Origin of the sequence: Salimicrobium flavidum, from assembly GCF_900156645.1 — a bacterium.
Taxonomy (GTDB): domain Bacteria; phylum Bacillota; class Bacilli; order Bacillales; family Halobacillaceae; genus Salimicrobium; species Salimicrobium flavidum.
On sequence record NZ_FTOC01000001.1, the window covers coordinates 483,123 to 504,375 of the forward strand.

Genomic DNA, 21,253 nt, shown 5'->3' on the forward strand with positions numbered 1-21,253 from the left:
AAAGGGATTCTTCCAGGACAAGAAGGCTCTCTCACTTTTAGTTGTTGCTTTTTCAATGGGACAGGTGGGTGCCTCCCACGTACAAAGCTTCAGCCTCTTCGTCCCTTGTGGGAGTCTTAATCTGCTTGACTTTCAGTTGGAGTCGCCACCCTCCGTTTTGAAATCAACAATAGGTTTTAACAGATAACACAGCCAAAATTAATAATTGAGAGGGCGTATCCCCCTCTCAATTTTTTTCTAGATAAGTAACAGCATCTTCAAAAGATGTCACAGGTACGATTTCCATGTCTGTCCCGATTTCCTCTGCTGTTTGCTTAGCTACCTCATAGTTCGACTCTTCTGCACCTTCTTCATTCGGAGCGAAAAATATAGAAGCACCTTCATTATCTGCTGCTACCACTTTTTTATCGATCCCTCCGATTCTTCCCACTTCTCCTTCGTAGTTGATCTCTCCTGTCCCGGCAATTTGGCGGCCGTCCGTCAAATCCTTTTCTATGAGCTGATCATAAATTTCCAGCGAAAACATCAAACCGGCACTCGGACCTCCGATATCTCCACTCTCGACGGTAACATTCGGATCAACTTCTACTGAGCGGTCGGTTACAAGCGAAATCCCTATCCCTACTCTTTCTTCATCATCTGGAAATGGTGCAAGCTCTACCTCCCTGGTTAATGTTCCATCTTCTCTTTCGATCAGGAGCGAAACGCTCTCTCCGGCTTCTTTCTCTTCTACATAATCGATGAGGTCCGTGGATTCCTTCACTTCCTGCCCGTCCACCTCAATAATCCGATCACCTGATTGCAAACGATCGGTAGCCGGCATCCCTTCCATTACTTGCATCACATAAACACCTTCATACTGAATATCGATATCTTTCCCCGCTTCTTCATAAGCAACTACTTGTGCGGCTTCCTGGGAGGATTCCATCATTTGAAGCTGTGCATGGAAATACTCCTCCTCAGATACTCCCTCCGGTCTCACCTGCTCCAGGGGCATCAATTCATAATATGGTCTGATTTGAGCAAGAGCCCATTGCACAATTGTAGCTTGCCCTCCCCGGATCGTAACGAGGTGCATATCCCCGGAGCTTGCATATCCGCCTTCTACTTCGATAACCGGATCCAGGGCTTCGGCTGAACCGGGTTTATATACATAATACGGTAATTGATATGAAAATAATAAAGCTGTAATCACCGCTGTAATCACAACAGCAATCATCGTCCGCTTGTTTATTTGCATTAAAAAAGACCCCTTCCCAAACTACACTTAGAATAATACATATTTATTTTACATGGGCTTTTTTAATAAGTACAGAAATCAGCCGGAAAGAGAAAAAATATCGAGATTCACAGAAATTTGATCACTCCACTACTCAGTTGGGGTAGCAGAGATCACATAAAAAAATGCGTAAAAATAATAATAACCAACATTTTCACGCATTTTCATCGATTCCTATTTAATTATTGCTTCTATCATCGTTCCTTGTTGATTTTCATCTCTACAAGTGGAAGCTTACCTCGGGTTTGAACTGTTACTATAAAACGGCGCGCCTCTTATCCCTGTTTGAACCTTTCTTTTAAAGCATCTTCCACCACTTTCGGAACTAGATCGGTAATTTCCCCGTGGTATTTGGCGATTTCCTTCACGATACTCGAGCTCAAAAATGAATACTGATTATTTGTCATTACAAAAAAAGTTTCGATTTTTTCATTCAGTTTGCGATTCATCGAGGTTATCTGCATCTCGTATTCAAAATCACTTACAGCACGAAGACCTCGTATAATTGCAACTGCTTCCACATCTTCAGCATAGTTCATCAGCAATCCACCATAACTATCCACAGTTACGTTAGGTATTTCGGACGTTGAAACTTCAATCAGCTCTTTTCTTTCTTCTACCGAAAAAAGCGGGGACTTACTCTGATTATTGAAGACTACGACTCTCACTTCATCGAATACGCGAGCGGCCCTTTCTATGATATCAAGATGTCCATATGTAATCGGGTCGAAGCTTCCCGGACAAATCGCTAAGCGTGACATGTTAATCCTCCTTTTGATAAAACGCTACTCCTATGTTGGAACCGTACTCCTCCTGCTTAAAAAGGCGTAGCGCTCCTACCTTTTCAGGTAAAGCTTCCGAAACATCGTGTTCACACACAACAAGAGTATTCTTCTCCAACAGACCATATTCCAGCAGATTTTCCATCAATTCCTCATAAGAGAACTTTTTATAAGGAGGGTCGAGGAAAACATACGAAAACACAAGCCCTCTTTTGCTTGCAGCCTTCATTGCCCTGGAAGCGTCCGTCCGATAAACTTCCGCACGATCTTCAAGTTTCAAGGACTTGAGATTATCTTTCACAGTTTTTATAGCCTTCTGCTCTTTATCCACAAAAATAGCCTCGCTGGCCCCTCGACTAAGACATTCAATCCCGAGCCCTCCGCTTCCTGCAAAACCATCAAATACCATTCCACCTTCAAAATAAGGGCCGATGATCTGAAATATCGCTTCTTTCACTTTATCGGTCGTTGGTCTTGTATCGTGAGTGGGCACAGAGTACAGGCGTTGACCTTTATGGGTTCCGCTGATCACTCTCACTATAATCACCTCCTTCCCATGATATTTTTCTTAATCCTACCATAAAACGTATAGGAGAAAAATCATCGATACCTATCTACGTTTCATTATGTGAAACCTGTCCCGTTTTCTCTAACTCACCCAGAAGAATATGGGTTCCCCAGATAGAGATTAAGAACTTCATTCAAAAATGTCTCTTTGATATATAAGTCTCCCTCGAAAAGATTCACAGCTTCTTCAGCTATCCCGAAACTGGATTCATTTTGCACAAAAGTTTCTGCACCGAGAGTGAGTCTGTATCGCTCGTCTTCCGTTTCGATAAAGAATGAATTTTCACCCACCATCACCACCTTAAATGAATCGTCTTCCCTCAAAGCGTTCAGTGGAATATAGGTTTCATTCGAATACTCCACGAACCTGAATTCCCCACCTTCATCCGAAACCCATGGAATCAAATAATAAAAACGCGCTTCTTCTTTACTCTCGCTCATTTCCGTATAATTGGTTTCTCCTTCTCTCAACGACGATAATACTCTATCCGAGAAGGAAACAGGGTCCTCAGACGGGGGCATGGTAAGAAACCGTCCCTTGATTTCATTTATCTCTTCTGCGGTTAATGTAGCTGATAGGGGTGCAGCTAAATCTTCCGCCTCTTGCATGGATGTTTCAAATAGCAGGGCGGCATACATCCTATTCACCCAGTGTTCCTGCCCGGGGGTCATCTCTGCCGTTTTCTTTCTGAAGAGCAGCTGTTCAAGTTCTTCCTGATCACGATTCTTAAGGGAGACGCTGTATTCGGAAAAAGAACTCCCCTTTTCATCCACAAATAACAGATAAGAACCATATTCTTCTGCCAAAGAAGTAGCACCCTTCACAAAATCTTGTTCCAGCAACTTACCCGGCTCATGTAAAATAGTCACCTCTTCATTGGCAAACCGTTGCTTCTTCTTCAGATTGAACATATAAAGTGGCTCTTCAACGGATGCATTTTCCCACTTATAGTAATGGAGACGTTCTTTTTCAACACTGGCATCCGGTGAAGCGACCATAGTAAAGCTTCTATTCTGGAAGGATGTATCTCTTAAAGTCACTTCAAACGTGGACGTTTTACCCTTTATTCGTGCCGCCCATGCTTCGGTTTTTTTAGTCAAAGGAAGATCGAAACTGATCACCGGCGTATCTTCTTCAAATACCACTTCTTCTTTTTCCGGGCACGCTTCGTCATTACAAGTAATGTTGGTCGCCGCCTGAGGAAATTCCAACTCATAGGTCCCGGGACTATATCGATAGAAACTCTGCTCTACGCGAAGCTCCTGGCCCCTTGCAGTGATAACTACGGAAGAGGCTAAATCAGCCTCCGTCTGCTTATTGTCTTCCGAAAAAGAAAGCCATTGATAAGTCAGGATAATAGTCCCTGTTGACATGACGAAAAGGATCACGAGGAGCATTCTTTTCATACCTTTATGTACCCCCTGATATAGTCTTGCTATAGGATAGTGTATGACACGATAAAAATTTTGCATTCAAATGCTTGCATGCTACAGTATAAGTAACATCAACAAAGAAAGGAACGATTGCATGCGACAGAAATTCATTGAGCTTGGAGAAGGATATACTGATATTTATGAACTTATTGAACTAGGGAGACAAATGCCTGAAAGAGTGAAGGCAGCACTCGCCTTTCATAGTGAAATAAACGGACAATCGAAAACGTCATTAGCATTAATAATGAAGCCGGCAGAAAAGTTCCAGCCTATTTATATATGCCGGGAAGGTATACCGAATCCACACGAGATACCCAATACCCGGTTCGACCTTTTTCAGAAGATGACCGAAGAGATACAAACCGACATTCATGAGTATACCTTAAAACCTTCCACTATGTTCCCGGAAACTGATTTGTATTATCAGTACTTAATAGGCATACTCCGAAGCAACAAAGAACTCCCGCGACTTCTTTGAATCAGGCGGACATCTGATTCAAAGAAAATTCCGAGACCTCTAATTAATCAAGCTGAAACCCCCTCCTTTTCAGATACTTTCCTGATTGGAGAAGTTTTCAGCTTGAATGCAATAAATGCTCAAAACCCCCGTTTCTATCCTTCCTGGCGCTTTCACACGCGCAGAAACTCCAGAGGTTCAGATACCATCTACAGTTTATTCATATTCCGAATTTGTAATCATATTCCTTCGCTTTATCGGGTTTGGCATTTTCGAAATCTGTTCGTATTTCCGGTTTATGGGACGGTTCCGTACGTATTACGTAAGACAGTTTGTCGAGTTCGGCCATTTTACTTTCTACTTCGTCACGATTGACGTAAATAATCGCATATTTTCTACGTTTGGAAGCATGTATTAAATGACCGTGTTTTTTTAGATGCCGTACATTTTTCATCTGTTGAAAATATACTACTATCCCTTGTCTACTCACTCTCATCATTGACACATCCTTCTTAAGAACAGCCGCAGCCGCCGCCATCAGTGCCACATGAACAGCCTGTATCCGTGAAAACCATCCCGTTTCTAGGGACTTTTATCTGTTCACTTACGCTGTGCGCCACGTTCTGGCTGATATCATCAAGAAGCTTCTGGACATTACGTTCCGCACGCTTATAGCGGGCGACACTTTCATGCATATCCATATCCCTTTTGACACTTCGAATACTTTTCGTGATCTTGCTATAATCAGGATGATATCTGCCGAAGCGCTGTACCTCTTCGTATTGTTCTTTCATATTGTTGAAATTATGGATAAGACGCTGGGCTTCTTCATTATTATCAAGTTCTGTCTTTGAATCATAGAACTCTTCCATAACGTCTGATTTCATTATCAACTGCCCGACTTCCTCTGATCTATCTAGTAAATCTACAATTTCCATTGTAGCTAACATAAAAGGCTTCACCTCCACCTTCATCATATCAGACAACAGGGGATATGAAAATCTTTCGACGGAAATTTTCAAATTCTAAAAAAATAGTTCTTTTAAAGATTGTTGTTGATTTCAAACAACGGACGACGAAGACGCCTGTGGGAGGAGCATGAACGGTTCAATCACCGGAAGCGAACGCAAGGAGATTCCGGAAATCCGAGGTCATGCCCGTAGCAAGTTTCCACCCGTAAAGATAAAAACCATCAATCAACCATAACAGATCCAAAAATGTACAGATTTGCACAGAAACCTAACCGGTTTAATTGCAACTTTTCCTTTTTCATAATAAAATGAACCATATACATAAATTGTTGCGAGGTGGAAAGTATGAAATTAGTAAATACAGGTATTGAAGATTTGGTTCTGAACGTTAGAACATTGACAAGAATTATGGAATCAAACGGGTTTATGCTAGGCGGCTCTTGGGATTACGAGCGGGTTACATATGACTATAAAATCGAGTCGAATGAAACGAACATTACTTATTATGTGAGAATACAGGGCTACGCACTTGAAGGGGACGTGGATAAAGGGAATGCGGTCATCAAGTTGTTGACTCCGCTGCTTGGACGCCACTATTATCCTCATGGAGTAGAATATGGCGAAGAAGAGGAAGGTTTCTCTAAAGACCTTAGCGATAAAGCCTATCGACTGGTAGAAAACGTCCAGCCACCGGCTGAAGCAAACCAGACTGAACGGAAATAAGAAGTCGAGTCGCGCATCACCGTTGATGAGCGGCTCTTTTTATCAAAGATTCCGCTGAGGGAAAGGAGACACGGCCAAGCGTTGTTTAAACAAATCACTAAACGTCACTGGACATTAATCATTCTAACTATAATCGGGATCATCGCTGCTTACTTCATATTACCGGTTTCGGTGCCATTGATTGTCGCTTACGTTACTGCGCTTTTTCTGAACCCTTCTATAAGATGGTTCCAGTACAGATTTCATATCAGCCGACAATTCGCTGTGTCTATCGTATTCCTGTTGTTCCTTATGTTTCTTGGATTGATGGGAACGTTCGCTGTGACCAGAGCCGTTGCACAAACTATCCAGTTAATCGATAACGCCCCTTATTATATTTCACAGTTGAACCAGGTGCTCATTGATTTACAGAACAATATGAACAGTTTTATGGAGATGCTCCCGAAAGAATTCGTGGATCAGACGTCCTCCCGGATAGAGGAAAGCCTCAGAAACTCTACAGACAGGCTGACCGAAACGTTGAATATCGAGAACGTCGCTGCTTTAGCAACGAAAATACCTAACCTGATTGTAAGTCTTTTAGTTTATTTGATCGCCCTGTTTTTATTCATGTTGGACTTACCGCGACTCAAAAGTAAATTGCACAGTTATCTTACTGAAGAAACGTCCGAAAAAGTGAAATTCATGAACGCTCGTCTATCCTATGTGGTGTTCGGCTTCCTGAAGGCCCAATTCCAGGTGAGTATCATCATTTTCATCGTAACGTTAGTTGGTCTATTATTTATTGCACCGGAAATAGCTATTCTTATGGCTTTAATAACGTGGTTAGTGGACTTCATTCCTATTATCGGCTCCATAGCCATCATCGGACCGTGGTCGATCTATATGATTGCTATCGGTGATCTCACTACCGGCACACAGCTCGCAGTACTGGCAATCGTTCTTTTAGCCATCCGTCGTACTGTAGAACCTAAGTTCATGGGAACACAAATAGGTTTATCTCCTTTGGCTACATTGATTGCTATGTACATAGGTCTCAAACTTATAGGATTTCTCGGTTTCTTCATCGGGCCACTGGTTGTGATTGCATTCAATTCAGCCAAAGAAGCAGGGCTTATCAAGTTGAACGTCAAAATTTAAAGCTCTTTTTATTGTTGATTTACCTCCGTCTGTTCTGAAATCAACACTCATATTTATTAGAGTTAAAAAAAGAAATGTGCCTTTTATCGGCACATTTCTTTTTTATGGCTCTATTAAAGCCTGTTGCCCGTTTTCAACACTTCAGGCGGACGCTTTCCGCGGGCAATGCTTCAGCCTCCTCGTTTCCTTCGGGGTCTTCAGCTACCCGAGTTCCCGTCGGAGTCGCCGCCTGTCTCTTCTCAACATGAACAAATATCAACACTCCCCATTAACAGAGAGTTTTTTAAAATTAAATTTTGACTGTGTCGTTATGCTTGTTTTTGAAAACATTTTGAACTGCAGGGACATTCCCTTACCGAACCTCCGTTGGGAGAAAAAGCGTAAATGAAACTGGAAATAACTGGTGCTCAATCATATAATTTAAGGCTCTGTTAGCGTTTATTGTTGATTTTCGTTCCTTCGGGTGGAAGCTTGCCGCGGGCATGACGTCAACTTCCGGAATCTCCCTATTGTCGATTCCGGTGATTTTCCGTTCATGCTACTCCCGCAGGCGTCTCCACCCTTTGTCCTTAAAATCAACAGCCGGCTTTCACAGAGCCTAATTTAAAAGAATCCATTCCTCGACCGAATTGCTGTCCTATACGGCACCTCAGCTAATGTTCCTTTGATTTATGATCCCAGAATCGCTTTGATCAGACTAGTTGTATGTCCACCCTCATATAGAATGTAAAGTAGCAGATAAACAGCAACTCCGGTTATTGCAGTGAAGAACCAGATGATACTGGTCACAGGACCAATTTTACGGTGCTTTTTGATATTTCTTTTAAAAGCCAGTGTCAGTGTAACAATACCGAAAACTGCACCGGTTGTAGCAAGAATAATATGAAATATAAGAAAGATCGTATAATATATTTCGTATTCTTCCGGTCCGCCGAAACTTGTATTCCCTACAAAAATAGTACGACTGACATAAATGATGAAAAAAATCAGTGCACTCGTAGCCCCCATCAACATCACTTTTTTATGAGCGGCCCTTTTGTTGTTTGCGATGAGGATCCATCCGATTCCTACGAGGATGGCACTAAGTACGATAAAAATTGTGCTTATTGTTGGCAAAAACGGCATATCCATCTCTCCTGTATCTATTATCTTTGTTCATAGGCAGCCTCCGGAACAGGATCCACCATTCCTCTTTCATCTTTATTGAACCAATTGAAGAAAATATAAGCGATGATGGCACCGAATATAATTTCCTGCATCACTTTCATAATAATTCCACCAAGCTGCTGATCTTCCACCAGTGGAATAGGTGTGAAGAACTCGGGGCCACTGAGCGAACCTGCCAGACCTTCGAGTACACCTGCAGGCACACAGAGACTAAGCGCGTCCATCCAAGCTCCTGACTGGGTGTAAGTCGCATACAACGGAGTATCCGCAAAAATGATCAGAGCACATGCTGGTGTAATTAACACCCCATTGGCAAATATAAAACCGATTTTCAATATTGGGCTTAGTCTGTCGAACTGTTTGGAAGGTGGAAACACAGACACCCACATACAAAAGGCAAGAAACAGCAGCAGGGTCGAAATACCCGCATGAATAAGTTCGTTCGATTTAGCAAAATCAAAAACGACCGGTACATGGTACATCGAAAACAGACCGTTGAACAGCAATAAAGATAAAAGCGGTGTCGTCAAAAAATTCAATACGGGACGAATAACCGGTCGGTCCAGGATTCTTTTCCACGTCGCAAATGGTACCCCTTTGATGATCAGGATAGGTACTAACAGATAATACAGAGCCATCTGCGTCATGTGGGCAGTAAACATTATATGGCTCAACAAATCGATCGGTGACCCTTTGATAATATAAAGAAGTATCAAACCCGTATAAAACATAAGCTGTTGTGATCCTGATGCTTTCTCTTCTTCACGTTTCTTCCCCGGCCCGGTCAGATAGAAATATATTAATGCAAGAACAGCAATGAACAGCATATAATAAGGGCTCCATAGCGCGCGAAACCCGAATATCTGTAATTCTAGCCACATTATTATTCACCCCATGTAAGACATTCTATTGCCTATTCTAAAGGACACAAAGCAAAAAAACGAGATAAAACGGCTAAAGTTTTCTAAAATGTCAAATTTGCTTTGATTCATAAGGTCAATTAAAAGATCATTGACCAGTAGGAACGTCCCCTTTCAAAAGTTAAAGGTGACTGAACAAATAAGAAAAAGCCAGGGGTAACACCCCTGGCTTTGATCTTACCACCATATTATAGTCGTGAAAGTGATAATTGTAAAAAACGCGACGGTGAGTCCTCCATACATCATCATTGCTGGCATGAAGTGACCTTTATTCTTCATGTGCATGAAATAATATAGTTGAAACACAACCTGGATGACTGCAAGCAAAATTAGTACAGGTTTCACGAAGTAAGAACTGATTTCCAGTACAACCATTCCGAAAGCGATAAATGTGAAAAGGATCATCAATATAAAACTGATTACCTGATGAATCATCTCTTCCTTGTGCTCTTTTTTATGAACATCAATCTTATGTCTAGATGCGGAGCTTGTATTCTCTTCCATTCCTTACCCCACCTTTCCTAATAGGTAAACAACTGTAAAAATGAATACCCAAACGACATCAATAAAGTGCCAATACAGACTTGCAATATAATACTTCGGAGCGTTATAAAGATTCAAACCACGTTTACGGTTACGGAGCATTAGAGCAATGAACCAGCTGAGTCCAAACACTACGTGACCTCCGTGAAAACCGACCAATGTATAAAATGCCGATCCGAAGGCAGAAGAACGGAATGTGAACCCATACTCATGAATGTAATGATAAAATTCATAAATTTCACAACCCAAGAACCCTAGGCCAAGCACTACAGTGATACCCAACCACAATTGCATCTTTTTGAAATCGTTATTCTTCATGTGATACATAGCGTATACACTTGTCAAAGAACTCGTTAACAAAAGCATGGTCATGATAAACACAAGTTCCAGTCCGAAAAGATTTTCTGGTGTGTTCTCTCCTGACGTAGACCGGACCAGCGCAAGGTATGTCCCGAAGAGAGAGGCAAAAAGAACCGTCTCTCCTCCCAGGAACATCCAGAAGCCTACAAACTTGTTCTTACCTTCCGGGGTGGCTTTTTCAGGATCACTAGGCATTTGTTTTGGATTTAAAATGTCCTCTTGACTCATTCTTTACCCTCCCCCTTCTCTATAAGATCTTCTTTGTGGATATGGTACCCCAAGTCATCTTTAAGGGATCTGGTAAGCATCGAACCGAGTGTTAGACCCATTCCGACAGCTACCGCTATAAACCAGGCATTATGATCGACCTGATAAATGAATCCGAACCCTGCGATGAATAAACCGAAAGACATGAGGAAAGGAAGAATCGATCCATTCGGCATGTGAATATCACCAAGTGGCTCTGCAGGTGTAATTCCTTTTCTTCCTTCCATTTTTTCGATCCATAACGGATCCAATCCACGTACTAGTGGTGTCTGTTTAAAGTTATAGAACGGCGGTGTCGAAGGAATCGACCACTCCAGCGTACGCCCATCCCAAGGGTCAGCGGAAGCTCTCGGTTCTTTAATTGCTGTATACACCACATTATAAAGGAATATCAATGTTCCGAGTGCCATGAAGAAAGCACCTACCGTACTGATCATATTTCCTGTGGCAAGACTCTGCCCTTCGAAATATGTCCAGTAACGGCGAGGCATCCCCATAAGGCCAAGAAAATGCTGAATAAAGAAAGTTAAATGGAAACCGATAAAGAAAGGCCAGAAAGCCCAGTGTCCAAGTTTTTCATTCAAGACTTTCCCGAACATCTTCGGCCACCAGTAGTGTAAAGCTGCAAAGATACCGAATACCACACCACCGACGATAACGTAGTGGAAGTGCCCTACCACAAAATAGGTATCATGATACTGATAGTCAGCTGCAGCAGAAGCAAGCATTACCCCTGTCATACCACCGATGGTAAAGGAAGGGATGAAAGCGACAGTCCAAAGCATCGCCGCGCTCATTTTTATACTTCCGCCCCACATCGTAAATAGCCAATTGAAAATTTTGATTCCTGTAGGTACTGCAATCGCCATGGTAGAAACGGCGAATATCGAGTTTGCGATCGGACCGAGACCTACAGTGAACATGTGGTGAGCCCACACCATGAATCCTAGGAAACCGATAAGCACTGTAGCGAATACCATTGCGGAATATCCGAACAGACGCTTTTTCGAGAAAGTGGAAATAATGTCACTGAAGGCACCGAATAATGGAAGAATCAATATGTAAACTTCCGGGTGTCCGAATATCCAGAACAAATGCTCCCAGATGATTTCATTACCACCAGCAGTAACGTCAAAGAATGCAGAACCGAACATGCGGTCGAACATCATAAGGAAGAGACCTACAGTCAACGCCGGAAATGCAAATAGAATCAAGGTACTTGTGATGAATGAAGTCCATGTAAACAAAGGCATACGCATGTAAGTCATCCCTGGGGCCCGCATGTTAATGATCGTCACCAGGAAGTTTATACCCCCGATGAGTGTACCAGCCCCCGAAATCTGGAGTCCCATCACGTAATAATCGATCCCGTGCCCTGGAGAGGTCGTTGATAAAGGTGCATAGTTCGTCCACCCTGCATCCGGTGCGCCACCGGTGAACCAGGAGACGTTCAACAATAATCCTCCGAAGAGAAATAGCCAGAAACCAAGGGAGTTCAGAAACGGAAATGCTACGTCTCTGGCTCCTATCTGTAATGGTACAACGGCGTTCATCAACGCAAATATGATCGGCATGGCTGCCAGGAATATCATCGTCGTACCGTGCATCGTAATCATTTCATTATAAAGTCCTGCTGAAATAAAGTCATTATCCGGCTTCATAAGCTGAATTCGGATAATCATTGCCTCGAGTCCGCCTATCAGGAAAAACAAGCCACCGGAGACCAGATAAAGATGTGCTATCTTTTTGTGGTCGACCGTTGTCATATAGTCCCAAATTGCTGCTGCGAGGCCACGCTGTTGTGCTATTGCATTACTCACGCTTATACCTCCTTTTTAGATAGTGTTTATTCTTCACCCGAAGAATTGCTTACAGTTTCAGGAGTTACCTCCGTATGATCGAGCTGCATCAAGTAATCAGCAATTTGCTGAGCTTCTTCTTCCGATACGTTATAACCCTGCATTTTGTTGCCTGGTTTGATTTCGTCCGGGTTCATGATCCAATCTACAAGGTTCTCTTTATTATAATCGAGAATACCTGCGATTTTGGTCCGATTACCGAAGTTACTCAAATTGGGACCTACGCCTGCCGGAGAGTTACCGATTGCGTGACAACCCATACAACTGTTTTCAAAAGCAGCTTTTCCGTCTTGCGCGGAGGCTGTTTCAGGAGTAGCTTCTGCATCAATGTTCTGCATATCAGAAATCCACTGATCATACTCTTCAGAACTTACAGCTACTACTCTGAAATCCATCAGGGAGTGGGATGGTCCGCAAAGCTCTGCGCAATGTCCCCAGTAAACACCCTCTTCATATGCTTCTAAGTACATGGTATTTTCGTTCCCTCCCGGGTTGGTGTCCATTTTACCTGCAATAGAAGGAACCCAGAACGAATGAATAACATCACTGGATGTCATATCTAAGTAAACGCGTTCACCTGTAGGGATATAAAGATCCTGACTGGTGGAAACTTCCTGGTCCGGGTAATTGAAGTGCCACCAGTACTGGTTCCCTGTGACTTCAATCGTAATAGAACCATCTTCACTTCGTGGTTGTTCATCTGCAAGATCGAAGGTGGCCTGTACTGTAGGTACTGCCAGAATGAGAAGCAGCAAAATCGGTATGACCGTCCAGATAATCTCCAGAGATTTGTTACCTTCGGTCTGTTTGGGGATGAAATCTTCCTCCCCTTTTTTACGACGGTAACGGATAAGTACAAAAGTATAAATAGCCATGACGATTACGAAAACAAATAACATTATCGCAATACTGATCATCATGAGATCAAGTAATAACTCTGCCCCGTACCCTTTCGGTTTAAGCGCACTCAGATTCTCTTCCCCACACCCGGCGAGGAATAATGCTAGCACGCTGAAAATGAATACAGGACGAAGCTTGCCCATCAAACCTATCATGTGAAATACCTCTCTTTCTCTTTTATATTTAAAAAAGTTTATTAATGTGAATCAGGTTTTCACCCAATTTCATACATAAGGAAATGGCATGGTGACAAGCACCATTGTAAGGAATAGTACAGTTAGATAATTGAGCGAGTATATGAACATCCAGGTCGCCCATTTTTTATCATCTTTCATAAAGAACCCTGTAAACGCTAAAGCCAACCATCCGATTGACAGTACATATGCGACCGCAAGGAAAATACCTCCAAGCGACGCAAGGTAAAGAGGTAAAGGCAAAAGACAAGCTACGTAGACGACGATTTGACGTTTCGTCATCCGAAATCCTTTGACCACAGGGAGCATCGGGATTCCCGCTTTTTCATAATCATCTTTTTTCTTCATTGCAAGGGCAAGAAAGTGAGGCGTCTGCCAAAGAAACATAATCAGAAACAGAATCCACGCTTCCATGCGCAGCCCCGGTTCAATGGCGGCCCATCCAATCAAAGGAGGCACTGCCCCTGAGAAACTGCCTACTACCGTATTCAACGTATAGCGGCGTTTAGACCACATCGTGTACAGTACTACATATACGAACCAGCCAAAAACTCCCCATAATGCGGCTTCCCAGGACGCAAGTGTCAAGACCAGCACCCCTGCTGCAGAAGTGATCACTCCTCCTAAAAGAATCGCTTTCAAAGATATCGTTCCGGTAACAGTAGGGCGTTTTTTCGTACGATCCATGATCGGGTCTATATCCCTGTCATACCAATTGTTCAATATACACCCACCGGCTATGACAAGCGCAGTACCGAGCAGAGTCAAAACCAGAGTCATCCACTCATTGACGATAGAAGCACCCGTATAATATAAAGCGAGCCAAAACCCTGCAAAAGTGGTGATCAGGTTCGAATTGATAATTCCTGTTTTTATTAAACTTTTTATATCCTTAACCAGGGAAGCGTCCTGGCTTACATCCTTCTCCATGACGTGAGTAGACGCTGATTCAACAGTTCTTGGATTGTCCATCACTTATAATTCCCCCTTCTGCCTTCTGTCCTTCAAACAAAAGTTACAGAAATAATAATCACTGACATAAGAAACATCAAAACAATTGTATCATGTAACCCCTATTCTATCTATTTAATAAATAGAATTTTATATAAATGTGACGGGAATGTGAAAAAAGTATGTAAAACATATGTAAAATGTGAGGACTTATTTATTTTTATCAAAGTCCGAACCATTTTGCAAGAAGTCTTTTCATAACAACAACCTAGCCTAACAGACTAGGTTGTGCCATTTATTCAAATTCAATCAATAAATCACTGACATGGATGGCATCATTATCAGATACATAAATGTCTTTGATCGTACCCTCGTAAGGTGCCTGGACCGTCGTTTCCATTTTCATCGCTTCTGTAATCATCAAATGATCACCCTTTTTGACCTTCTCCCCTTTTTCAGCAATCACTTTGATCACTGTTCCCGGCATGCTTGCACCGATGTGTTTTTCATTGGTTTTATCTGCCTGGGGACGTGTAGCGACAGTCGCTTTGACATTATTATCCTTAATCACCACTTCTCTGGGTTGACCGTTAAGTTCGAAGTAAACGGTTCTAGTACCGTCCACCTGAGCTTCTCCTATCGAAACTAGCTTGACAATCAGTGTTTTCCCCTGCTCGATCTCAACCTCTATTTCTTCTCCGAGTCGCATACCGTAAAAGAATGTCGGAGTAGCCAGCACGGACATATCGCCGTATTGTTCAATGAACTTCTGGTAGTCCATGAACACTTTCGGATAAAGGGCATAACTAATCATATCAAAGCTTGTTACTTGTCGATCCAATTTATGGAACAGGGTCTCTTTTAAATCTTTGAAATCGACAGGTTCAAGAAATTTCCCGGGTCTATCTATGACCGGTTCCTTCCCTTTCAGAATTATCCGCTGAAGTTCCGTAGGAAAACCCTGGTAAGGCTGGCCAAGATACCCTTGGAAGAACTCTATTACACTATCAGGGAAATCGATCGTTTCCCCCTTTTCATAGACCTCATCCTCATTCAAGTCGTTTTGTACCATGAACAGAGCCATATCTCCCACCACTTTCGATGACGGGGTCACTTTAACGATATCTCCGAACATATCGTTGACCCGGCGGTACATCCTCTTGACTTCATCCCAACGATCAGCGAGACCTACTGCTTTTGCCTGCTGTTGTAGATTCGAGTATTGCCCGCCCGGCATTTCGTGATCATACACTTCTGTATGAGGAGCACGCATACCGCTCTCGAAATCATTATAATAATTCCGCACATCTTCCCAATAGTGGCCCAATTGCTCATACGCGTCTATATCTACCTGAGGTTTACGCTCGTTCCCTTCCAGTGCATAGTATAAGCTATTTGCACTTGGTTGGGAGGTAAGGCCAGCCATAGACCCTGTAGCGACATCTACAACATCTACACCTGCCTCTACAGCGCGTGCGTAGGTATAGGTGCCGTTGCCGCTAGTGTCATGTGTATGAAGGTGCACTGGAATCGTTATGTTTTCCTTCAACGCATTGATCAGCTGGTAAGCCGCTTCAGGCTTTAATAAACCGGCCATATCTTTGATTCCTAAAATATGTGCCCCGGCTTCTTCGAGTTCTTTTGCCACTTTTATATAGTAATCCAAGTCGTACTTCGAGCGTTCCGAGTCCAGAATATCGCCTGTATAACACATAGCCGCTTCCGCTACCTTTCCGCTTCTCCGGACAGCTTCAATCGCTGGTTTCATTCCTTCGACCCAATTGAGGCTGTCGAATATACGGAACACATCGATTCCCGCACTGGCACTCTTATCCACGAATTCATTAATAAGATTATCCGGATAATTTTTATAACCTACGGCATTCGAAGCACGGAGAAGCATTTGAAAAAGTACATTCGGAGCTTTTTCCCTTAAAGTGAGGAGTCGGGACCATGGATCTTCATTAAGGAAGCGGTAAGAAACATCAAATGTCGCTCCTCCCCACATCTCCATGGAAAAAAGTTCTGGCAACAATCTGACGGTAGGTTCTGCGATAGTTTCAAGATCTTTGGTTCGTACTCTTGTAGCCAGAAGAGACTGATGAGCATCACGGAAAGTCGTATCTGTAAGAAGGACTTCCTTTTGTTGTTTCAACCATTCGGCCAGTGCCTCCGGACCCTTCTCATCCAAAATCTGCTTTGTCCCTTTCGGAATATGCTTGGTATAAGAAACTTCCGGAATTCTCGGCTCTGAAAAATTCGGTTTCTTCCTACCGCCTTCCCCGTCATATCCATTAATGGTTTTATCTGCTATATGATGAAGCATTTTCGTCCCACGGTCCTTCCTTTTCGGAAAGACGAACAGCTCAGGAGAACTGTCGATGAACGTTGTATCATACTTACCATTGATGAACTGGCTGTGCTGAATAACGTTCTGAAGAAACGGAATATTTGTTTTTATACCGCGGATACGGAACTCCTTAAGATTTCTCACCATCTTTTGAGAAGCCTGTTCGAACGTCAATGCCCATGTCGATAATTTCACGAGTAGGGAATCATAATAGGGAGAGATGACCGCTCCTTGAAAACCGTTCCCTGCATCCAGGCGAACGCCGAAACCTCCTCCTGTCCGATAAGCCATGATTTTACCGGTATCCGGCATGAAATTGTTCAGAGGATCTTCCGTAGTGACACGTGATTGAATCGCATATCCATAAGTAGTGATATCCTCTTGCGCGGGAATACCTATAGAGCTTTCATGAAGATTACGTCCTTCCGCAACTTTAATCTGCGTCTGAACTATATCAACACCAGTAATCATTTCTGTAATCGTATGTTCCACCTGAACGCGTGGATTTACTTCGATAAAGAAAAACTCTTCATTTGTCACCAGAAATTCTACTGTACCAGCGTTCAGATACTCTACGTTCGTCATCAATTTGACTGCGGCATCACAAATCTCTTTTCTCAATTCCTCCGAGAGGGATACGCTTGGGGCGATTTCCACCACTTTCTGGTGCCTGCGTTGTACAGAACAATCACGTTCGTACAGGTGCACGATGTTCCCATCTTCATCTCCAATAATCTGCACTTCTATGTGTTTCGGTTTTTCTATGAGCTTCTCGACGTACACTTCATCACTGCCAAAAGCAGCTTTCGCTTCACTTCTAGCCCGGTCGAACGCATCTTCAAGGTTCTCAGGCTTTCTGACTATCCGCATACCTCGGCCGCCGCCTCCCATTGAGGCTTTTATAATGATAGGATAGCCATTTTCATTACCGAAATTACGAACGTCCTCGATACCATTCACGGGTTCGTCTGTACCAGGGATCACAGGAATACCTGCGTCAATCGCCTGTTCCCGAGCTTTGACCTTATCTCCGAACATTTCTAATTGTCTACTCCCGGGACCGATGAATTTTATTCCTTCCTCTTCACAGCGCTTCGCGAAGTGAATGTTTTCTGATAAAAATCCATAACCGGGATGAATCGCATCTACCCCTACATTTTTAGCTACTTCTATAATATTTTCAATATCAAGATAGGCATCAATCGGCTTCTTCCCTTTTCCGATCAAGTAAGCTTCGTCCGCTTTGTATCTGTGGAATGCGCCTGTGTCTTCCTGGGAATAAACAGCTACTGTACGTATATCAAGTTCTGTGCATGCTCGGAACACTCGGATCGCAATTTCCCCGCGATTTGCTACAAGTACTTTTTCGATGTTTTTCAGTTCTGCCATGATTTCACTCCTCGATTTTTAGTATACGATTCATTATTCGAAGTTGCAGTGGTCTTCTCTTTCACCTCTTTTTCTTCACTGTGGTGCACGCCTCTTGCTACACTATTCAACATACCTGCAGCCAACATGAAAATAAGTAAAGCTGATCCTCCATAACTTACAAAAGGTAGTGGTACACCCGTTATAGGAAGCAAACCGCTCATTGCTCCGAGATTTATGAAAGCCTGAATGGCTATCATCGAAGAAATCCCGATAGCAAGCAGCGACCCGAATGGATCCCCACATTTTTTAGCAATGTACAATCCACGCAATACGATAAGAGATAGCAGTCCAATAATTATCAGAACGCCTATGAACCCTAACTCTTCAGCAATCACCGCCATGATGAAATCTGTATGGGGTTCCGGCAGATACCCCAGTTTCTGGACACCTTGGCCGAGGCCTTCTCCAAACCACCCTCCTGTTCCAATTGCGATATAGGATTGAATCAGATGGTACCCATCAGAGGCAGGAGTTTCAAATGGCTGGTAAGCTCCTGTGAACCTTGAGGCTCTCTCTTCTGTAATCATCTGCTGACTGGCAAAAACCGTAACCAGCAGGATGCCCCCTACAAGAATGGACATATGCTTGATTCTGATACCGGAGGAGATTACGATACTTGCTGCTATCATAGCTACAACCGCAGCTGTACCAATGTCAGGCTGCATTATAATCAATCCCAGTAACAAAGCAGTCAAATACAGGGGCGGTAAGACACCTCTTGTGAAATTATCTATGTAAGACTGCTTCTTAGCATAAACGGAAGCAAGGTAAAGAATCAGCCCTATCTTCACAAACTCCGCAGGCTGGATACTGAATCCTCCAAATACATACCATGAATTAGCGTTGTTTCTTGATTCTCCAAAAACAAACAGACCAGCTAACGACAGAACCATAATAAGAACTGTCAATTTCACAAATCGTCGATACTGTCTGTAGGGTATAAACGCTGCCACAAGGAAAACGACCAACCCTATCGCCGCCCACTGCAGCTGCTTCACTAGAAAATGATTCGGTGCTACATCGAATTTGACAGGAGCATCCACCATACTGGCACTATATATCATCACTGTTCCGAAACCGATCAGAACAAGTGGCGCAAACATTAGAGTGAAGTCCAACGATTTCCATCTTTTCATATATCTCATTCCTAACGTTAAACCATTTAATTTTCTGAATACGTTCATTTGTACAAAAAAGCTCAAATTACAACAGAAGGTCGCAATTTGAGCTGTTATTTATGACCGTTGAGATGCTTCATGTAAAACATTCAATTGTTTTTCCAAGTCATCAAGCAAGTCCTTGCCCTCAGCTTCAGTAATAAGATTCAATCGCACCGCAAAATCGATTTCACGGGATAAACCGAACATTTGAGTATCTAGTACTTCCTCATATAGAGGACATTGAGGCATGGTCAAATTATCCATCTGTACTTTAATCAGTTGAAGAATTCTATCTGCATCCGCTTTAAGAAGGGCATATGCTTTTTCACGGTGATCCACCGCCACATCAGATAACATCCAACTCCCCCTCATCTTAGACATTCTTTCATTTATAGTATCGCTTCTATAGAAAAATTGCAACAAATCGATGAATCAAACACTCTTCCATTATAGCAAAAAAATCATTTCTCCGCGAGAGAATTCAATGACATAATGAAATCGGTTATAATGTCTGCTATGATAAAAATCAGAGTGAAAAAGAAAGGTGGTTGCATCCATGATTGTACAAATCATCGGGAAGGTTACTTATCCGATTACTCTCGATCCTACAGTATGGATATTTGATGATCGTAAACGTACTTTTTCTGAAGTGTTCGGAGAAGGAATCAGCACCGGAGAAGAACAGGAAATTGATGAGTTAAGGGAGCAGGCCGAACGATTCAATCGTGCTATGTATCAGCAGAAGGTCAGCCCTCCGGTCAATAAAAGCGTGAACCGCTACGAGAAGGAACGGGCAATCAAAGGTACTTTCCTTATGCCTTTGTTACCATTTTTATATACTAGTGAAATCAGCGATGAGGCTAAAACAGCTGTTTTAGAAACTTCAGATGGCGACATCTCTATCACCACTGAAAAAATACGTGATTCCTACGCTTTATTTGCTGAAAAAGGGAAACCTTTAAAAGAAGATGGACCCATCCACATATATTTTGGTGATGAATCTAACCTGAACGATCCCATCACAGGTGTGAAAAAAATACGTTTCGAATAAAAAGTTTCAACTTATCAGAGGGTATGTTGTCAGTGCCCTTTTAAAAAAGGCTTATCCCACCAACAGGTAGGATAAGCCTTTTTTAAATTAATCTTCGTGACGGCTTTTTTCAAGGATTTCCCTTTCTTTCTCCGTCAGCTCATTATAATATTGAACGCCAAATTGCGAGCCTTCCGAAACCATTTTGGCATTTTGCAGGTTATCTGCTTCCGGGTCCCCGGCTTCACGGATCGGCATATCATTCGAGTCGCTCGTGCTGTTCAGTTGCTTAACTTTTTCCGTCAATTGTGTACGACGTTCATCATCATACATTAAGTATGCAGCAGCTCCACCTGTTATAGCTCCTGCCAGTGCTATCTTCCAACGTTTTCTCACATTACCACCCTTTCATTCATGCTACAATTACTCTTCCCCATTATACACCATTCAAACTTCTTCAACACTACTTATATTATGTAGGAATACATACTCCCTCTGTGATACAATGAAAAAAAGAGGTGATGGAAATGCGCGTACAATGCGTTTTATGTGACGATATAGAATCCATCGATAGTAAAAGCCTTCAGGCAAAGAGACTTCGGAACCGCAGAAACTCAACATATATGTGTCAAACCTGTCATGACCGCATTGCCGCTAATACAGCAAAACGGATCAATACAGGGAAATTTATTTTTCGCCGAGAAATTAAAAATGAACATTACCTTTCCTGATGATGGATTACGAATAAAAGCCTTCCCTTTTTCGGGA

22 protein-coding genes are annotated in these 21,253 nt (G+C 42.7%); 5 read left to right on the forward strand and 17 right to left on the reverse strand.

What is annotated here, in order from left to right; translation table 11 throughout:
• Positions 1-226: 226 nt before the first annotated feature.
• The 4 genes from BW944_RS02505 to BW944_RS02520 all read right to left on the reverse strand — a co-directional run bounded on the left by BW944_RS02505 (position 227) and on the right by BW944_RS02520 (position 4,035).
• A complete protein-coding gene (locus BW944_RS02505) occupies positions 227-1,240 on the reverse strand; it encodes a SepM family pheromone-processing serine protease (RefSeq protein ID WP_076556761.1) in 1,014 nt (337 codons plus the stop codon).
• 314 nt (positions 1,241-1,554) lie between these two features.
• Positions 1,555-2,040: a pantetheine-phosphate adenylyltransferase gene (coaD, locus tag BW944_RS02510; RefSeq protein ID WP_076556762.1), complete on the reverse strand. Its 486-nt coding sequence runs from the start codon at positions 2,038-2,040 to the stop codon at positions 1,555-1,557.
• 1 nt (position 2,041) lies between these two features.
• The gene (gene rsmD / locus BW944_RS02515) at positions 2,042-2,608 is read right to left on the reverse strand and encodes a 16S rRNA (guanine(966)-N(2))-methyltransferase RsmD (RefSeq protein ID WP_327290688.1); all 567 of its coding nucleotides are present in this window, start codon (positions 2,606-2,608) and stop codon (positions 2,042-2,044) included.
• Positions 2,609-2,715: 107 nt separating this feature from the next.
• Positions 2,716-4,035 (reverse strand): hypothetical protein, encoded by a 1,320-nt coding sequence (locus BW944_RS02520; RefSeq protein WP_076556764.1) that lies wholly within the window; start codon positions 4,033-4,035, stop codon positions 2,716-2,718.
• A gap of 121 nt (positions 4,036-4,156) precedes the next feature.
• On the opposite strand from BW944_RS02520, the gene BW944_RS02525 reads away from it, so the two are divergent.
• A complete protein-coding gene (locus BW944_RS02525; protein ID WP_076556765.1) occupies positions 4,157-4,540 on the forward strand; it encodes a DUF7147 family protein in 384 nt (127 codons plus the stop codon).
• A gap of 199 nt (positions 4,541-4,739) precedes the next feature.
• Here BW944_RS02525 and BW944_RS02530 read toward each other — a convergent pair whose 3' ends face one another.
• Both BW944_RS02530 and BW944_RS02535 read right to left on the reverse strand, forming a co-directional pair.
• On the reverse strand, positions 4,740-5,015 hold the full coding sequence (locus BW944_RS02530) for a YlbG family protein (protein ID WP_076556909.1): 276 nt from the start codon (positions 5,013-5,015) through the stop codon (positions 4,740-4,742).
• Positions 5,016-5,031: 16 nt separating this feature from the next.
• The gene (locus BW944_RS02535) at positions 5,032-5,469 is read right to left on the reverse strand and encodes a YlbF/YmcA family competence regulator (protein WP_076556766.1); all 438 of its coding nucleotides are present in this window, start codon (positions 5,467-5,469) and stop codon (positions 5,032-5,034) included.
• Between the two features lie 366 nt (positions 5,470-5,835).
• On the opposite strand from BW944_RS02535, the gene BW944_RS02540 reads away from it, so the two are divergent.
• Entirely contained in the window at positions 5,836-6,213 is a 378-nt protein-coding gene (locus tag BW944_RS02540) for a YugN family protein (RefSeq protein WP_076556767.1), read from the forward strand.
• An 81-nt stretch (positions 6,214-6,294) separates the two neighbouring features.
• Positions 6,295-7,353, forward strand: a complete 1,059-nt coding sequence (gene ytvI, locus BW944_RS02545; RefSeq protein WP_076556768.1) for a sporulation integral membrane protein YtvI — start codon at positions 6,295-6,297, stop codon at positions 7,351-7,353.
• Between the two features lie 669 nt (positions 7,354-8,022).
• Here ytvI and BW944_RS02550 read toward each other — a convergent pair.
• From BW944_RS02550 to BW944_RS02595, 10 genes are all read right to left on the reverse strand, one after another.
• The gene (locus BW944_RS02550) at positions 8,023-8,478 is read right to left on the reverse strand and encodes a DUF420 domain-containing protein (RefSeq protein WP_076556769.1); all 456 of its coding nucleotides are present in this window, start codon (positions 8,476-8,478) and stop codon (positions 8,023-8,025) included.
• Between the two features lie 20 nt (positions 8,479-8,498).
• A complete protein-coding gene (gene ctaG / locus BW944_RS02555) occupies positions 8,499-9,401 on the reverse strand; it encodes a cytochrome c oxidase assembly factor CtaG (protein WP_076556770.1) in 903 nt (300 codons plus the stop codon).
• 216 nt (positions 9,402-9,617) lie between these two features.
• Positions 9,618-9,944, reverse strand: a complete 327-nt coding sequence (ctaF, locus tag BW944_RS02560; RefSeq protein ID WP_076556771.1) for a cytochrome c oxidase subunit IVB — start codon at positions 9,942-9,944, stop codon at positions 9,618-9,620.
• Between the two features lie 3 nt (positions 9,945-9,947).
• A complete protein-coding gene (locus tag BW944_RS02565) occupies positions 9,948-10,571 on the reverse strand; it encodes a cytochrome (ubi)quinol oxidase subunit III (RefSeq protein ID WP_076556772.1) in 624 nt (207 codons plus the stop codon).
• Entirely contained in the window at positions 10,568-12,430 is a 1,863-nt protein-coding gene (gene ctaD, locus BW944_RS02570; RefSeq protein WP_076556773.1) for a cytochrome c oxidase subunit I, read from the reverse strand. Before ctaD ends, BW944_RS02565 begins: the two co-directional genes overlap by 4 nt.
• 26 nt (positions 12,431-12,456) lie before the next feature.
• Positions 12,457-13,524, reverse strand: coding sequence for a cytochrome c oxidase subunit II (gene coxB / locus BW944_RS02575; RefSeq protein WP_076556774.1), 1,068 nt, complete (start codon positions 13,522-13,524; stop codon positions 12,457-12,459).
• A gap of 69 nt (positions 13,525-13,593) precedes the next feature.
• Entirely contained in the window at positions 13,594-14,535 is a 942-nt protein-coding gene (gene cyoE, locus BW944_RS02580) for a heme o synthase (RefSeq protein WP_076556910.1), read from the reverse strand.
• Positions 14,536-14,809: 274 nt separating this feature from the next.
• Positions 14,810-18,253, reverse strand: coding sequence for a pyruvate carboxylase (pyc, locus tag BW944_RS02585; RefSeq protein WP_076556775.1), 3,444 nt, complete (start codon positions 18,251-18,253; stop codon positions 14,810-14,812).
• A complete protein-coding gene (gene ftsW, locus BW944_RS02590; protein ID WP_076556776.1) occupies positions 18,241-19,431 on the reverse strand; it encodes a putative lipid II flippase FtsW in 1,191 nt (396 codons plus the stop codon). Before ftsW ends, pyc begins: the two co-directional genes overlap by 13 nt.
• Before the next feature lie 99 nt (positions 19,432-19,530).
• The gene (locus tag BW944_RS02595; RefSeq protein ID WP_076556777.1) at positions 19,531-19,812 is read right to left on the reverse strand and encodes an Fpa/YlaN family protein; all 282 of its coding nucleotides are present in this window, start codon (positions 19,810-19,812) and stop codon (positions 19,531-19,533) included.
• A 199-nt stretch (positions 19,813-20,011) separates the two neighbouring features.
• Between BW944_RS02595 and BW944_RS02600 the strand changes: the two genes are divergently transcribed.
• Entirely contained in the window at positions 20,012-20,506 is a 495-nt protein-coding gene (locus tag BW944_RS02600; protein WP_076556778.1) for a hypothetical protein, read from the forward strand.
• A gap of 87 nt (positions 20,507-20,593) precedes the next feature.
• On the opposite strand, the gene BW944_RS02605 is transcribed toward BW944_RS02600, so the two are convergent.
• Complete coding sequence (locus BW944_RS02605; protein ID WP_076556779.1) at positions 20,594-20,881, reverse strand: hypothetical protein; 288 nt, start codon at positions 20,879-20,881, stop codon at positions 20,594-20,596.
• A 131-nt stretch (positions 20,882-21,012) separates the two neighbouring features.
• Between BW944_RS02605 and BW944_RS02610 the strand changes: the two genes are divergently transcribed.
• The gene (locus BW944_RS02610; protein WP_076556780.1) at positions 21,013-21,216 is read left to right on the forward strand and encodes a YlaI family protein; all 204 of its coding nucleotides are present in this window, start codon (positions 21,013-21,015) and stop codon (positions 21,214-21,216) included.
• The last annotated feature ends 37 nt before the right edge of the window (positions 21,217-21,253 follow it).

Coding starts and splice junctions, on each gene's coding strand:
- BW944_RS02525 (WP_076556765.1), top strand. CDS start 4,157: ATGCGACAGAAATTCATTGAGCTTGGAGAAGGATATACTGATATTTAT.
- BW944_RS02530 (WP_076556909.1), bottom strand. CDS start 5,015: ATGAGAGTGAGTAGACAAGGGATAGTAGTATATTTTCAACAGATGAAA.
- cyoE (WP_076556910.1), bottom strand. CDS start 14,535: ATGGACAATCCAAGAACTGTTGAATCAGCGTCTACTCACGTCATGGAG.
- BW944_RS02505 (WP_076556761.1), bottom strand. CDS start 1,240: ATGCAAATAAACAAGCGGACGATGATTGCTGTTGTGATTACAGCGGTG.
- pyc (WP_076556775.1), bottom strand. CDS start 18,253: ATGGCAGAACTGAAAAACATCGAAAAAGTACTTGTAGCAAATCGCGGG.
- coaD (WP_076556762.1), bottom strand. CDS start 2,040: ATGTCACGCTTAGCGATTTGTCCGGGAAGCTTCGACCCGATTACATAT.
- BW944_RS02550 (WP_076556769.1), bottom strand. CDS start 8,478: ATGCCGTTTTTGCCAACAATAAGCACAATTTTTATCGTACTTAGTGCC.
- coxB (WP_076556774.1), bottom strand. CDS start 13,524: ATGATAGGTTTGATGGGCAAGCTTCGTCCTGTATTCATTTTCAGCGTG.
- ctaF (WP_076556771.1), bottom strand. CDS start 9,944: ATGGAAGAGAATACAAGCTCCGCATCTAGACATAAGATTGATGTTCAT.
- BW944_RS02520 (WP_076556764.1), bottom strand. CDS start 4,035: ATGAAAAGAATGCTCCTCGTGATCCTTTTCGTCATGTCAACAGGGACT.
- BW944_RS02565 (WP_076556772.1), bottom strand. CDS start 10,571: ATGAGTCAAGAGGACATTTTAAATCCAAAACAAATGCCTAGTGATCCT.
- ftsW (WP_076556776.1), bottom strand. CDS start 19,431: ATGAAAAGATGGAAATCGTTGGACTTCACTCTAATGTTTGCGCCACTT.
- BW944_RS02610 (WP_076556780.1), top strand. CDS start 21,013: ATGCGCGTACAATGCGTTTTATGTGACGATATAGAATCCATCGATAGT.
- BW944_RS02600 (WP_076556778.1), top strand. CDS start 20,012: ATGATTGTACAAATCATCGGGAAGGTTACTTATCCGATTACTCTCGAT.
- BW944_RS02535 (WP_076556766.1), bottom strand. CDS start 5,469: ATGTTAGCTACAATGGAAATTGTAGATTTACTAGATAGATCAGAGGAA.
- BW944_RS02540 (WP_076556767.1), top strand. CDS start 5,836: ATGAAATTAGTAAATACAGGTATTGAAGATTTGGTTCTGAACGTTAGA.
- ctaG (WP_076556770.1), bottom strand. CDS start 9,401: ATGTGGCTAGAATTACAGATATTCGGGTTTCGCGCGCTATGGAGCCCT.
- BW944_RS02595 (WP_076556777.1), bottom strand. CDS start 19,812: ATGTTATCTGATGTGGCGGTGGATCACCGTGAAAAAGCATATGCCCTT.